At 58.5% G+C, this 13,667-nt stretch carries 12 protein-coding genes; 2 read left to right on the top strand and 10 right to left on the bottom strand.

Going from position 1 to position 13,667, the window contains the following annotated elements; genetic code table 11:
• Positions 1–14: 14 nt before the first annotated feature.
• The 7 genes from IVB12_RS18650 to IVB12_RS18620 form a co-directional block, all read right to left on the bottom strand.
• Positions 15–899, bottom strand: coding sequence for a hypothetical protein (locus IVB12_RS18650; RefSeq protein ID WP_247301025.1), 885 nt, complete (start codon positions 897–899; stop codon positions 15–17).
• Between the two features lie 525 nt (positions 900–1,424).
• Positions 1,425–2,681, bottom strand: a complete 1,257-nt coding sequence (locus tag IVB12_RS18645; protein ID WP_247301024.1) for an amidohydrolase family protein — start codon at positions 2,679–2,681, stop codon at positions 1,425–1,427.
• Between the two features lie 79 nt (positions 2,682–2,760).
• Positions 2,761–3,456: an ABC transporter ATP-binding protein gene (locus tag IVB12_RS18640; RefSeq protein ID WP_247301023.1), complete on the bottom strand. Its 696-nt coding sequence runs from the start codon at positions 3,454–3,456 to the stop codon at positions 2,761–2,763.
• A complete protein-coding gene (locus tag IVB12_RS18635) occupies positions 3,449–4,183 on the bottom strand; it encodes an ABC transporter ATP-binding protein (protein ID WP_247301022.1) in 735 nt (244 codons plus the stop codon). Before IVB12_RS18635 ends, IVB12_RS18640 begins: the two co-directional genes overlap by 8 nt.
• On the bottom strand, positions 4,170–5,270 hold the full coding sequence (locus IVB12_RS18630; protein ID WP_247301021.1) for a branched-chain amino acid ABC transporter permease: 1,101 nt from the start codon (positions 5,268–5,270) through the stop codon (positions 4,170–4,172). Before IVB12_RS18630 ends, IVB12_RS18635 begins: the two co-directional genes overlap by 14 nt.
• Positions 5,271–6,491 carry a substrate-binding protein gene (locus tag IVB12_RS18625; protein ID WP_247301020.1) on the bottom strand — a complete coding sequence of 407 codons (1,221 nt, stop codon included), beginning with the start codon at positions 6,489–6,491 and terminating at the stop codon, positions 5,271–5,273.
• Between the two features lie 3 nt (positions 6,492–6,494).
• Positions 6,495–7,352, bottom strand: coding sequence for a branched-chain amino acid ABC transporter permease (locus tag IVB12_RS18620; RefSeq protein WP_247301019.1), 858 nt, complete (start codon positions 7,350–7,352; stop codon positions 6,495–6,497).
• 638 nt (positions 7,353–7,990) lie between these two features.
• Here IVB12_RS18620 and IVB12_RS18615 point away from each other — a divergent pair.
• Entirely contained in the window at positions 7,991–8,170 is a 180-nt protein-coding gene (locus tag IVB12_RS18615; protein ID WP_247301018.1) for a hypothetical protein, read from the top strand.
• Between the two features lie 722 nt (positions 8,171–8,892).
• Here the strand turns inward: IVB12_RS18615 and IVB12_RS18610 are convergent.
• Genes IVB12_RS18610 through IVB12_RS18600 form a run of 3 tightly spaced genes read right to left on the bottom strand, consistent with a single transcriptional unit; the run spans position 8,893 to position 12,770 of the window.
• Positions 8,893–10,671 carry an FAD-dependent oxidoreductase gene (locus IVB12_RS18610; RefSeq protein WP_247301017.1) on the bottom strand — a complete coding sequence of 593 codons (1,779 nt, stop codon included), beginning with the start codon at positions 10,669–10,671 and terminating at the stop codon, positions 8,893–8,895.
• 31 nt (positions 10,672–10,702) lie between these two features.
• Complete coding sequence (locus IVB12_RS18605; protein ID WP_247301056.1) at positions 10,703–11,527, bottom strand: phosphoenolpyruvate hydrolase family protein; 825 nt, start codon at positions 11,525–11,527, stop codon at positions 10,703–10,705.
• A complete protein-coding gene (locus tag IVB12_RS18600; RefSeq protein WP_247301016.1) occupies positions 11,520–12,770 on the bottom strand; it encodes a Tm-1-like ATP-binding domain-containing protein in 1,251 nt (416 codons plus the stop codon). Before IVB12_RS18600 ends, IVB12_RS18605 begins: the two co-directional genes overlap by 8 nt.
• Before the next feature lie 219 nt (positions 12,771–12,989).
• Between IVB12_RS18600 and IVB12_RS18595 the strand changes: the two genes are divergently transcribed.
• Complete coding sequence (locus IVB12_RS18595) at positions 12,990–13,151, top strand: hypothetical protein (protein ID WP_247301015.1); 162 nt, start codon at positions 12,990–12,992, stop codon at positions 13,149–13,151.
• Positions 13,152–13,667 lie beyond the last annotated feature (516 nt).

The raw sequence follows: 13,667 nt of genomic DNA, 5'->3' as shown, positions 1-13,667 counted from the left end.
ATCGTCTCCGCGCGTCAAATTCGATTGGATTGCCAATTCGCCCTTAGGCGTTTTCGAACAGCTTCGAAGGGATTGCTCACAACAAGCTTGCGCCGCTCCTTCGAAACAAACTTTTCGTTGCAATGGTCGCATGTGTGCTCACGATGCGGAGAAAACGCAAGATCACCGGTGTCAAAGTGCGCAATCTCACAGCGCGGGCAAGTTAGGCTGGTCACTTTATCCGAGAGATAAGGCAAAGCCTGTTGAGCCATAAAATATTGGATGTGATCTTCATTTAACTCGACACCATCAAGCGTGACACTGTCGAAAGTGTCGTCAACGACGATGTCTCCATGAGCGTCATAAAGGTGAACGTGCAGGCCGGCTTCTTCGGGACGCTGCGAAGTCCACAGGAGTGCCGGATTAGATGCCCAGATTTGAACTCCTCCCGGGTAAGAGGCTTGCTTCACGTCTAAGACTCGGGGGGCTCTGATCGGCTCAATTTTCTGCTGCGCGATCTGAAGGCGAGACACGGGGTTTGATATAGATTTTTCCGAGTCGTTGAACTGTCGTCCGCAAGCTTGGCACATGTGCCTGCGGTGAGGATTGACAGCAAAGTAGCCAGCATCCAAATGCGCTTCCTGACAGTGCGGGCAGTGGAGAAGTTTGACGTCGCGTTTCAGAAATTGGCTCAGATAGAAACTAATAGCCGTGTCACCGGTGATGGTCGCCCGTTCAGTTGAAGACAGAATAACCACCACGCGGTCAAAAGTATCATCCACCTCTTTGTGTCCCTCCGCGGCAGCTCGTGCGTGGACGTGGATGCCGATTTCTGGGGGCATTGAAGAAGTGTCGTAGACGGCCTCGACGGCTCCCCACAAAGCGACACCGCCGGGATGGGCCGAAACGTCCAGCTCCAACCCTTTTATGGGCTTATGAGGTTTCGCCGCGTCGTGACACTCGGCCAGGCGCGCACCGTTATGGCCCGTCGCGCTGGACCGGTGCGTCCGACACCAGTACCGCGGCTTGCCATTCCTTTGCTTTCCAATGTGCTCGATTGAGCACCTCTCACGTTGATCCGCGCTCATGAAAAGCCTTGCCTTCAAAGGCAATAGAACAGAAAGGGAACGATTTGTCTAGTCCTTCAAATGCAAAGAGAGCGTGAGCTTCTCTCGCGTAAAGATACAACCGCTCCGGCGGATTCGCTAATTGGGCGCGCGGCGTCGCTTCGACTGCTTACGGCTGCGTTCTTTATTTCCCTAGGCACAATATTGAAGTGGACTACGGTGAGGCGACGTGGGTACGTGTTTGGGTACGCACGCCCGTCCTGCGACACGATTAAGCCTCGGATATCACAGGGATTTTCTGCAAGCACGAAGACTGGCTGGGGAACCTAGATTCGAACCAAGACAAACAGCGTCAAAACCTGTTACTCGTCCCCATAATCAAGACATGGCAAAAAACTCGGTCGCGTTCTCGCAAAGGATCCTGACCGCCAATCGTTCGGCGTTGCGGGATCGAAAGTAACCGCTCGCAATTTTCTCGTCCAGAACTTCGCCAACCAATTGGCGCGCGCTTTGAATCGCCGCGAACGTCTCCTCAACGTGGAGGCAATCTCCTCCGAGCATCAATCGCGATTCATCCGGCAAGACTTCAATGGCCTCGTGCAGCGCGAGCTTGAAATGAGATGGGCTCAACAGAAAAGACCAACACAAATCTAACCAAACATTTCGGTACACAAACGCCATTCCCAATAAATCCCGGCTCCAGGGATAGGCCAAATGCATCAGCAGAAAGCGGGTCCGAGGATGACGCTCAATCAAGGGCGCAATCCGCAAGGGATGTGAACCGCTTATGATCGCGGTCCCGAGGTGAGTTTGAACGGGTAGATCCGCCTCGGCCGCGAGTTGACAGAACAAGTCGACAACAAAGTCGCTGAAAGCCTTGCGCGCTCCAGGGGAAGGCGACATTTGCCCCCACGCCTGCCGAGCCAGCTCTTCGTTCGGTTCGTCAAAGCTTAGATCCCGGTCATAGGCGAGCGCGTTCTTGAGCGCAATCTGATTGCGCCCGGCGCATCCGGCTACGAGTTCGCGGATCGCGGCGCAATAATCGTCGAAGGTTTTCACCTCCATGCCGAGACGTCCAAGCAACGTATGTCCGGAATTTCCATTGTGATCGCGAGATTCAGCATGCCAGCCTAAGGCAAATGCGTTGATGCGCAGGACGGCGTCGTATCTTTCGCCAAGGACCGGGCGCGGGTCGAGCAATGGGTCGAGAAAGGGGTCCGTTACGATCCTCTTGATGGCGGCGCGCCCAATGACTTCGATTGGCCATTTCGGATCCTTGTGGCGTAAGCGTACTGAAGCGTCTACCGCCTCCCAGTTTTCACGCGTAATTCCGTTGTCACCAACGCCATAAAGGTCAGCAATTCCACCCACGAGGTTACGGACGAATGCGTTTGAGCCGCTCTTCTCCAAGAATGGCGCAAGGGCCTCCCAAGTGGTCGGCTCAGTTGCAGCAGATATCATACTGCTAGTCGCCTTAGGTTCGGATGGCAGGACATAGTTTGTCCAAGCCGCATAGCTCTGTTGAAACAGTTTCAGCAGGTTTACGTCGCGGCTGAGGGCGACCTCGGGCATGTGATGTTCATGCACGTCGACGACTTCGCACGCATTAACAAATTGGTTAATTCCATCAGACATTGTCCGTCCCGCACAGTCGTTGTATGGAAGTCGATGAAGCCGCTTCTCCGCCCACGCGATGAGAGCCGGGGCGATGCTCCTATGGCGCCAGATACGACAAAAGACGGGGGTCGCCGCGCAACTGCTGCGAAGGCCCCGAAAGCGCGACGCGGCCGCGATCGAGCACATACGCATGATCCGCTATGCGCATTGCGAGATCGAGGTGTTGCTCGACGATGATGACGGCGATGTCCCTGGCAAGCTCGCTCAAGCGCTCGGTGATCTCCTCGATAACGCCGATCCAGACGCCCTCGGTCGGCTCATCCAGCAACAGCAGCTTTGGCTTTCCCAGCATCGCGCGCGCGATCGCCAGCATCTTGCGCTCGCCGCCGGACAGCGTTCCGGCCGGCTGATCCAGGCGCTGGCCGAGTTTCGGAAACATTCCCATTACCCGATCTACGGCCGATGCATCGCGGTGGAAAACCGATCCGACCGCGAGATTGTCGCGGACCGAGAGGCGCGCAAACACCGAATGCTCCTGCGGCACGTAGCCAATGCCGGCGCGCACCCGCTCGTCGGTCCGGCAACGCTTGATGTCGCGGCCATCGAATTGCACCTCGCCCTTCCAGATCGGCAGCTCGCCGACGATGGCCTTCATGAGCGTGCTTTTTCCGGCGCCGTTGCGACCGAGGATAGCCACACCACCGCGCAAGGGAATGGCGATATTGACGCCGAACAGAACCTGGCTGCGTCTATAGCCAGCGTCGAGATACTTGATATCGAGGAATTCAGGCACGGCGCAGATAAATCTCCTGGACGTTTTTGTTGGCCTGGATTTGCGCAACCGTACCTGACGCCAGGACCTTGCCCTGATCGAGCACCGTCAGGCGGTCGCAAATGTCGCGGATGAAATCCAGGTCGTGTTCGACGATGATAAGCGAGCAATGCTGTTTAATCGGCTGCAGCAATTCGCCGGTGACGCGACGCTCCTCGAGACTCATGCCGCCGGTCGGCTCGTCCAAGAGCAGAAGGCGCGGATGGCCTGCGAGCGCCATCGCGATCTCCAGCCATTGCTGCTGGCCGTGCGATAACGCAGCCGCAGCATCAAAGGCTCGATCGGCAAGGCGGAATTGGTCAAGCATCATCATGACCTTATCGTGCAGTCGTCCTCGAGTACGCGAGAACACCAGATCGAGCAGCGAGGATTGGGCCTGCAGCGCGAGCAGGATGTTGTCGTACAGCGTCAGCGCCGGTAGTACGGAGGTGATCTGAAATTTCAGACTCATACCCGCCCTTGCACGCTCTGTCGGTGTGAACGCGGTGATGTCGGTGTTGGCGAAACTGACCTTTCCTTGTGTCGGTACTTCCGCCCCGGCCAGGCACTTCATCAAGGTGCTTTTGCCGGAGCCGTTCGGTCCGATGAGGCCATGAAACTCATTTTCGTCAACTGTGAGCGCGGCACCGTCCAGCGCGATGAGCTTGCCGAAGACCTTGGATATTCCGGCGGCTTCAAGAAGCGGCATTACGTATCTCTTTACGTATCTCTTTCGGGCTCGGGCCGAAGCTACCGACACGCTCCCGCTCACCGAGCACCAGGCTGATCAGGCCGAGCGGCCGGAACAGGATGACGAGCAGTAGCAAGACGCCGAGAATGATCGGCCAGATGTCGCGATAGTTGTCGGAGAGCCAGAAACTGAGGCCCTCGACGATTGCGGTGCCGATCACGGCACCAATCAATGTCCCAGAGCCGCCGAACAGGACGTAGAGCACGACCTGGGTCGACATCACGACCCCCAGCATGGTGGTCCAGACGAAGCCCTCATGGAACGCATAAAGGCTTCCGGCAATGCCTGCGATCGCGCCACCTATTGCGAAAATGATTGCCTTCAGGTGTTGAACTTTGTAGCCGAAGAATGCGATGCGCTGTTCGTTCTCCCGCAATCCCGCCAGCGCAAGCCCGAACTGCGAGCGCAACAGAAAGCGCGACGATAGGTAAACCAGTATCAGAATGACCAGCGCCAAGTAATAGAAAGCCGGTCCCTCGCTCAGTGCATACGATCCGATGCTCATCGATTGGATCGAAGGGATTCCGTTCTGACCACCAAGGTAATATGAACCGCGCGCCAGCCGGTCGGCCGCGTAAGCTCCGGTCATGGTGCCGAGCGAGACGAAGACGATGCTGGAGGCGTGGCGGCCGAGCAGCAGGAAACCGGCCAGCAGCAACGCAGCAACGAAGCCGATCAGAGTACCGAGCGGAATTACGGCAAAGATCGACGCCACGTTGAAATCCCGTGAAAGCAGTGCCACGCCATAGCCGGCCATGCCGAAGAACAACGATTGCCCTAAGCTCAAGATCCCGGCATAGCCCCACACCAAGTCGAACGACAATGCGAAGAGGCACAGAATAAGCACCCGCGTCGCATACACCGTGATGTAGTCCTGCAGCAGCAACGGCGCGACCGCTGCGATGATCAGCACCGCCACTTCGATAACTGGAAGCACCTCTTGGCGGCCGGCGCTTGCAGACGCACTGATAGTGAGGGTCTGCGACGCTTCGATCACGCAGGACGCTGCACGGGTTCCGGTGCTGGTCGACGATACCTGAGACATTCAGCACTCCTTCGGGTCGACCAGGCCGGCGCTACGGGCTACGATCTCGTATTGGCCGCCCTTCGCCACACCGATGTACATGTTCATCTTGCAGTGGCGCTTGCCGGGCACCATCTCCGCCGGCCCGCCCGGACCTTCCTCGATCTTGGCGTGATCCAGGGCAGCAGCTACCGCGACACGGTCAATCGTGCCAGCTTCCTTTACCGCAGCTTCCCACAGCTTCAGTCCTCGATAAGTGCCAGTGGCGGCGCTGCCTGCCGAGAACCGGAACTTGGCAGGAAACTGTTCGTCGTACGCCGCCTGAATCTTGGCGCTCACCGGGTCCTCGGATGTCAAAGCCTTGTAGTAGTCAAGGCTGCTTGCGAGACCTTCAATCTCATTGGCCTGGTTCATTACAAGTGTGTTCTCGTCATAGTAGACGCAGCCCAGCCGCCCGCCGTTCTTGGAGAAGCCCGCTCCATAGAGCTGCTTGAAGAAAGGGCTGACGCCGGGAGGGACGATGGTGTTGAACACCACGTCCACCTTGTTGGAGATGATGCGGCTCACCGTGGAGGAAAAATCGATCTGGTCGAGCGGATAGTACTCCTCGAAGATCACCTCGCCGCCATTGCTCTCGATCACCTTGCGCGCATAGGCATTGATCGTTTGCGGCCAGATATAGTTGGAGCTCGGCATCGCGAAACGTTTGCCGCCATTCTTGATCAACCAGGGAATGAACTGGTCGCAATTCTGAGCCGGTACCGGCCCGGTGCAGAACAGATTGGGCATGCACTCTTTGCCCTCGTAGCCCTCCGGATAGATGTAGAGCGTCTTGCCACGAGAGATGATGACGTCCTTGATGGCATTGCGCATCGAGCTTGAAATGCCTCCCAGCACCAGGTCGACCTTGTCTCGCTGGATCAACTTGCGGACGTTGCCGACTGCGACCGACTCGTTGGAGGCCGTGTCCTCGATAAGGAGCTCGATCGGACGCCCCAGTAGACCGCCTTTGTCATTGATCTCCTTGACGATCATGCGAGCGACATTAGCGTCGGTATTGCCGGCAAAGCCGAGTGAACCCGTAAGATCAGTGGCGATACCGACTCTGATCGGGCCTTCCGCGGCGTTGGCCCAGGCCGGGCGGATCACCCAGCTGCCCGGGCCGATTGTAATAGCGGCAGAGGCGAAGGCGAAATTGCGAAGAAACCGGCGGCGGCTGAGTTGTTGGCTGGCGTTGATCATCAGTTAAACCCCTCTTCCCGAGACCAGGCCTTGCGGCCGGACCTTAATGAAAATGATGGCGAGCACGAAAACCAGAACGTCGGCGATCACCGGCGACATCAGCCAGGGCAGCGCGGCACTGAACGTGCCGATTGCGCTGGCGCCGGCGACAGGGCCGGCAAAGGACCCGACCCCGCCTACCATCACGGCGACGAACCCTTGAATAAGGAAGCGGATGCCTAGATCGGCGAACAGCGAAAAGACCGGTACGATCAGCGCGCCGGCCAGACCCGCGAGTGCCGCACCAAACGCAAAGGTCACGCTGTAAATCATGCCGGTGGAGATGCCTGAGGCCCGCGCCAGCGACGGGTTCTCCAGCGAGGCGCGGACCCGCAGGCCTAAGGAGGTGTAGGCGATCAGCGCATAGCTGGCGGCCATCACGAGCACGGTCATGACAACGATCACGCAGCGCCAAATGGCGAAATGCAGCGTGCCGATGGTGATGGACCCACCGACCGGCTCCGGCACCGAGAGATATAGGCCGCCAGTCAGGCCGCGCACGATCTCGCGAATAATTAACCCGAGCGCGTAGGTGCCGAGCATGGCGACGATCGGCGCCGCGTAGAACCGTCGCACCACGAGTCTTTCCAATGCGAGCCCGAGCGCGCCGACCGCAATAGGCGCGGCGAGCATGCCTAGCACGACCGGCAAACCGATGCTGTGCACGAGATAGGTGATGTAGGCACCGAGCAGGACGAACTCGCCCTGTGCGAAGTTGAAGATGCCCATCATGCTGGCAATGATTCCGAGACCGAGCACGACCAGCACCACGATGGCGCCGAAGCTCAAGACTTCGAACGCGGCGATAAACAGCGTATCCATGTCGCTACGTCACATTCCTCGGACTTGCGAGCGCATCCTCCGGTCCAGATTGATCGACGGCGTGAGCTGCGGTTGGCATGCAAAGGGCTGGTGACACGAGGCGCTCCTGAAAGGTTTCATCCCGGCACCTGGAGGTGCGGCCGATGGTGCGTTTCTTAAGATGGCTCGCCGATCGACGTTTTATTCACGATATTCAGGGCGAGTTCGCCTAGCAGGAACGCAACGCAATCTGAGTAATGTGGGGTAATGCGGCATTGGTAAGCGGCATTGTGCTTGCGGTAGCGGAGCTCTCGACGAGCAAGCAACTGTCGCCATATCACCTACGTAGTGTGCGTGCTGCAAGATGGCTCAGTCATTGAGGTGGTCGACAACGTGCCGATGCTGGAGCAATTTTGCGCGGGGTGCGACGCCTGGTCGCCGCAAGGTCGCCGAGCCTGACTGCTGCATTGTTTGGTGCCGAGCTCAAGCGCAAGCATGTGACCTTCGGGTTGCAGGCGCGCCCGTCCTTGCCCCAAAATGATTGAAAGACAGCGGAAAATGGCCTCCCAGGCTCAGCCTACGACAAGAAAGTCGCAAGGACGTTTCTGAAGACAACACGTTTGTGCTGGCCTCGCCGAACCGCCTACAACAGTCTCGGTGTGGGCACGACGCAGCTCTACGACAAAACCGAGAGCTACAATCATAAGCGCCACAGGGAGTTTGAGCTCAGCAAGCGCGAGTTTGCTTTTCGCATGAGGCAACGCTTCCCGAAGTCACTGACGAAGGAGTTCCTGCTCGTAGATCTCGTCAACAACGTCGATCAGCTTGCCGAGGCCTAGGATGAAGTGCTCAAGCGCAGCGGCGGAGCGAGCCGCCGAGTCCGACCAGAAGCGTTTGCGTCGTGCGGTGAGCGCATACGGAAGTGAACGCGCCAAGAAGTTCTTTGAAGGTTCGCTGAGGGGCAACGAACTACATGCCGCGTGATTTCCTCCACAAACATCCGCAGTTGGCGGATCTAATTCGGATTGTGGCGGACGGAGGGCATTGCTCCGGCCCTGGTTGAAAAGGACTACTGGATCATGCACTGCCTTTACGGGCTTGACGAACTTGGCTTCACATTTCAGCTCAAAGGCGGGACTCGCTTTCCAAGGGTCACAAGATCATCGCCCAAGACAGCGACATCCTGATCGGACTCCCTGGCCAGGATGTGAACGTCGGCAAGAACCAGAAGCCTAGGCAGCCGTCACCGCTTTCGTAGCCGCGTCCACGTTCTTACTCAACTGCTGCGGCGGCTGAAGCGTTTTAGTTTGGTGTTGTTAGAGATCGTGGCTCACTGCGGAATAACAAAGCGCGAGATGATATGCAGCCCAGACGAGCTTTGGATATCCCAAAGAGTTGCGTCTGTTCTAACGCCGAGAGTGCCACCTCGCTCAGAGATGAGTTCTGTATGACGGGGCGTCCGAAGGCGTCGTTCAGAGCGATCTCTGCTTGCCACTGATGTCTGGATCATGTCTTTCGCGACCCCAGCGAATACATGCCGCCACGCACCTGAACTTCACCGTCAAGCTCTAGAAGCCGCAGCCTTTTGCCCCTGATGAGCCGACAGCAGGATGCTGTTCACGGCGCGGTATGCGAAGACGATGGCCGGACCGATCGTGATGCCTGCTCCCGGATAGATGCCACGCATTGGCGAGGTCATGTCATTGCCGCAAGCATAGAGACCCATGATCGGCCTGCCATTTTCGTCCAGGACCTTGCCGTGAGTATCAGTTGCCAATCCAGTCGCTGTTCCGAGCGTTGCCGGCACGATCGGCAGCGCGACAAATGGGGCGTTTCTGATTGCTCCAAGATTTGGATTTTTCATTCCCACGGCAGGATCGCCCTGCGTGCGGTTGAAAACCGATTCTCCACGTTTGAAAAGCGGATCGCGCCCCTCGGCGGCGTGGGCGTTATGTTCCTCGATCGTCTTTTGAAGCTCAGCAGGGTCTAGCCCCAACCGGTTCGCAAGCTCTTCAATCGTTTTCCCCACCTTGATGTATCCGAGGCGTGCATATTTGTCGATGCTCAAGGTCCAGGGCCAGGGGAGCAAATGTCCCATGCCTCTTAAGCGGACGAAGTCGTGATCGCAGATGAAGTAGAATCGCTTGTCTGCCGGATATCCACCTTTGAAGATTGCCAGGCAGATGTCGTGGTACGAATTGGATTCATTGACGAAGCGCTTGCCATTTGGCCCCACTGCAATGACGCCTGGGCGGCCACGGTCGAGCCAGCCGTACGGGACAATTTGCGAGCAGCTGCCGCTCTTCAGGATCGACACGGGCGTCCAGAAGCCGGCAGAGGCCACATCATTGTCAATTGCAGCTCCGCGCCTGGTCGCAAGCCTAATGCCATCTCCCGTGGCATCGGGATGGGCCAGCGTGTCGTCATGCTGGTGAGGGCCGCTTAGCTCGGCTCTCAATTGCGCGTTATGAGCAAAACCGCCCGTTGCCAGGATCACCGCATGCGAGGCGCACACGCGAACCTCAGAATCGATCAGCTTGACGACTGCCCCCGTGACGCGCCCCTCTTCCAAGATGAGGTCTATAACAGGCGACGCCGGCCAAATCTCTACGTCGTATTTGCGCAGGCTCGCGAGCAACCGCGCGATCAAGGCATTGCCTCCGCTGAGCTCGGTGCCACGCCTGTAACTTAGGCGGTCCCTTACGTAGCGGCTGAGGCGACGCAAGACATGCTTGAGCGAAGCAAACGATTGGAACGGGTTCAGAAAGCTTCTCACCTCGCCGGACGAGATCATCATCCCGCCGAGCACAACACGAATAGGGTCGCCTATCAGATCAAAATCGCTGCCTAGAAGCCGTCCATCATAGGGTGCAGGGCTGAGCGCCCGGCCCTTGTCAACCCCGCCGACCTGGCTCGAGTGATAATCGGGCGCAGACGCCAGCGTGAACTTGACCTCTGTCCCGTTCTCAAGTGCTGTGAGCGCACTTGGACCGTCCTCAAGATAGGCATCAACAAAGCCTGCCCGATAATGGATACCAAGTTCATGCTGCAGGTAGGTCCTTGCTTTCGCAAGCGAGTCATCGATTTTAGCAGACCGCGCGTGGGGCGAACAAGGAACCCAGATCATGCCGTTCGACAGCGCCGTGGTGCCGCCGATTCGCGGAGATTTTTCACATACCGTAACTCGCAATCCGGCCTTTGCCGCATAGAGCGCCGCTGATAGTCCGGCCGCACCGCTACCGACCACGAGTACATCGGTCTCCCAATCATGATCCAGCCTGTTCCCTCGGGGGAATGTGATTGTCTTATCGTTGCCTGATCGGCCGATCGGCTTATCCATTCCAGCCTCGCTGCAAGATTTCCGATGAACGTCAGTGATGTCGCGGGAGCGGGACAGCTTTGAATTCCCCTGCCGCGGCCTTCACCGCCCGTTCGATGGGAATTCTTTCGATGGAGGAGGCGCCAACGAAGCCGATACACTGAGTAGACCGGTAGACCTCGATCGTGTCCTGCGGCTCGGCGATCGCCCCGCCATGACAAAGCAGGATGACATCGGAGCGAACGGTTCGTGCCGCCGTGTTGATGTCGTTAATGCGCCTGATCGCCTCTTGAATTGACTGCCCATCCTCATGGCCCATGAGCCCGCCACGGGTTGCCCCGACATGGGGGACGATGCAGTCGGCACCTGCACTCGTCATGGCTTTGGCGTCTTCGGCGCGTGCGACATAGGCCAGCGAGAAGATGTTCTTCTTGCGGGCAGTCGCAATCATCTCGACCTCTCGCTCGAAGCCGAGCCCAACGCGGCCTCGGCGCTCACGCCATTTTTCACCCATGGTGGAGATGGTCGGATAGTTGATGACGCCGGAGAAGCCGGCCGCCCAGAACTTGTCGAGAAGCGCGTCAAGGTCGAGCCGGAGAGGATCCCACGCCTCGACGCCGCCCACGACAGGCACGGAAGAGACGACATTGCGGATTTCGGCCGCAAGCTCGAGCGTGCGCGCGTTGGAATCGCCGATTCGGCTCGTGGGAAGCCCCATAAGGCGCGACAGCCCGGTGCTGTAGACCACCAGCATGTCGGCCCCTCCGAGGACGGCACATTTCGCGACCAGGCCGCAGCTGCTTCCGGCCGCAAGGACCGCTTTTCGTTCTTCGATCTGGCTTGCGATCCTGGACAGGATTTCATTGCGCTCAAACATTCGCATTACAATCAGCCTCCGTGCCCAATTGTTTGAGGATCCAGCTCGCGGCGACCTCGGCAAATTCGGGATCGTTGATGTGGCAGTTCAGTTCGCGGACCGCGATCTTCGGCGCAAGATTGTCCTTCAGCGCGTCGAGCCAAGCCCTGTCGGCCTCGGGATTGCAAAAAATGCCGCCTTCGCGGTCGTAATCGGAAACGCCGTTCGCGGGCCAAAGGACGATGGTAGGCCCCTCTGCCCGCGACAGCCGCTCGGCCGTGAGCCGGCCGATGCTCGCGTTCTCGGAAGGCGTTGTGCGCATGAGCGTTGTGTAGGCCGTATGGGAGTAGAACTGGCGGCCGCGAAATTGATCAGGAATGCTCGAGCGCGGACCAAAATTGACCATATCGACCGCGCCAGGTGCGATCACTTGCGGGATCAATTGCTGCGACGCTGCTTTGAGCCGATCGGGTCCAGCGCTGGCGGCCCCCCCAAAGAGTTCGTCAGCGAGCTCTGTTGTGGTCAGATCAATGACTGCGTCGAATTCACCGGCCGCGATCAGCTGCTCCATTTTGCGCCCGCCGGCCCCGTTGGCAGGAAAGACAATCGCGTCTACCCCGGCCTCGGCAAGGCGCGCCATGCACTGATTTGCCGCGGGCGTCGTTACGCCGAAGGCTGTGATCGCGACAATCTTTCTTTTGTGCGCACCTTGAGCGGGCGCATAGTGCATGGCTGCAATGGCTCGCCCTGCATTCTGCAGCACCCGATCGGTAAAGGCATTGATTCCGAAAAGATCGACGAGCGTCGGATAGAGGATGATGTCGTTGTGGATCGCCAATTCTGCGAGCAGGGCTGGCCTTGCGCTGCTGACCAGCAACTTGGGAAAGCCATAAGGCAAATCGGATACGATCTCCCCGAAAGCCGCGCTACCTTTTCCACCTGCAACGCCAACGATCGCACTGATCGCGCCTGATTGCAGGAGGCCAGCAACCTTCTTGCGCGTGCTTGCGGCTATCTCTTTCAAGAGTTCGGCAGGCGAAGAGACGCGAGCACTGTCAGCATCCTGTTTGTCCCCGGCAATCAAGTTGGATGTACCGATGTCGATCAGGAGGATCTTGCGGCCGCACGCTTTGATGGTACCTGCAAGGTAAGACGCTTCGGCGCCCTTAGTATCCAGGGTCGCCACGATCGCGACCGCGCCCGCCAGCTCGGACGGGTTACCGTCCCGGATCGACCCCTGGTCGTCCGTGCAATGGTGAGACACGATCTTCCTCCCGGACCATTCTTAACAACAGGTGGTCTAGACCGGGCTGAAACCGCTCATAAGATGAGTAAAAGGGGCAATTGGGTAAGATTGGGTAGAGGCGGTGAAAGCGCTTGCCACCCACTTGTCAGCCTGCGCTTCTGCTCAAGATCGCGCGGGGCAGCCAGTCCCGTCGGTGATGACCATGACCGACATGTTGATGACGATGTACTGCCGCCGATGGTGATGATCGAGAAGAACCATGATCGATCCGACTACACCGCTGCCCCATCCTTCAGCGCATGGGCTTTTGTCTGCGGCGTCAAGAATTCGGCGAAGGTATTGGCCACATCCTCCAGCGGTCCGGGATCGACCGCGACCGTGGTGAATGCTGCCCATTGATCCTTTGCCGGCGTCCTCGGTGGAAGCCGGGGTCCGGCACATCGGGGCGCATCGAGGCACTCGGACTTGCGCCGTTCGAAAGTCGCCTTGATTGGCGCGCCAGCAGTCCTCCTCGAATTTATGTAAGCGGATCAAGATCCGGACGACATAGACGTATTTCAAGGCGCTGTTGGCGAAGCCTAGCGCGTTGAGGGCTTTTTTTCGCTATAACAGTCTCTCAGGTAGGAGCGCAGCTTGGGTGCGGGAAAATCTAGGAGCAACGGCAGATCGGCTCCTTCACGCCGGGCTCGACCGCGTCGCCACTCGCGATGTCGATCATGGCGCGAACGCGCGCGTTGTCGACCGTGGCATGACTCCTGAGGAAAGCGCGCGCTCTGCCGCCAGCCTTGCAAGGCCCCGCAGCACGCATCGCCGCGAGATGGTCCGCGAGCCCCGGCGGGGACTTGGGGATGTCTTCTTTATGCAGAACGTAGCAACGCGAGTTTCGGCGCGAGGACTTCCCGGCGCTCGACATGA

This window comes from Bradyrhizobium sp. 179 (assembly GCF_023073535.1).
GTDB lineage: Bacteria > Pseudomonadota > Alphaproteobacteria > Rhizobiales > Xanthobacteraceae > Bradyrhizobium.
Note: the sequence above shows the minus strand (reverse complement) of the source record. Positions and strands in the feature narration are given on the sequence as shown.

Coding starts and splice junctions, on each gene's coding strand:
- IVB12_RS18645 (WP_247301024.1), bottom strand. CDS start 2,681: ATGTCTGATGGAATTAACCAATTTGTTAATGCGTGCGAAGTCGTCGAC.
- IVB12_RS18635 (WP_247301022.1), bottom strand. CDS start 4,183: ATGCCGCTTCTTGAAGCCGCCGGAATATCCAAGGTCTTCGGCAAGCTC.
- IVB12_RS18630 (WP_247301021.1), bottom strand. CDS start 5,270: ATGTCTCAGGTATCGTCGACCAGCACCGGAACCCGTGCAGCGTCCTGC.
- IVB12_RS18625 (WP_247301020.1), bottom strand. CDS start 6,491: ATGATCAACGCCAGCCAACAACTCAGCCGCCGCCGGTTTCTTCGCAAT.
- IVB12_RS18620 (WP_247301019.1), bottom strand. CDS start 7,352: ATGGATACGCTGTTTATCGCCGCGTTCGAAGTCTTGAGCTTCGGCGCC.
- IVB12_RS18610 (WP_247301017.1), bottom strand. CDS start 10,671: ATGGATAAGCCGATCGGCCGATCAGGCAACGATAAGACAATCACATTC.
- IVB12_RS18605 (WP_247301056.1), bottom strand. CDS start 11,527: ATGTTTGAGCGCAATGAAATCCTGTCCAGGATCGCAAGCCAGATCGAA.
- IVB12_RS18595 (WP_247301015.1), top strand. CDS start 12,990: ATGGTGATGATCGAGAAGAACCATGATCGATCCGACTACACCGCTGCC.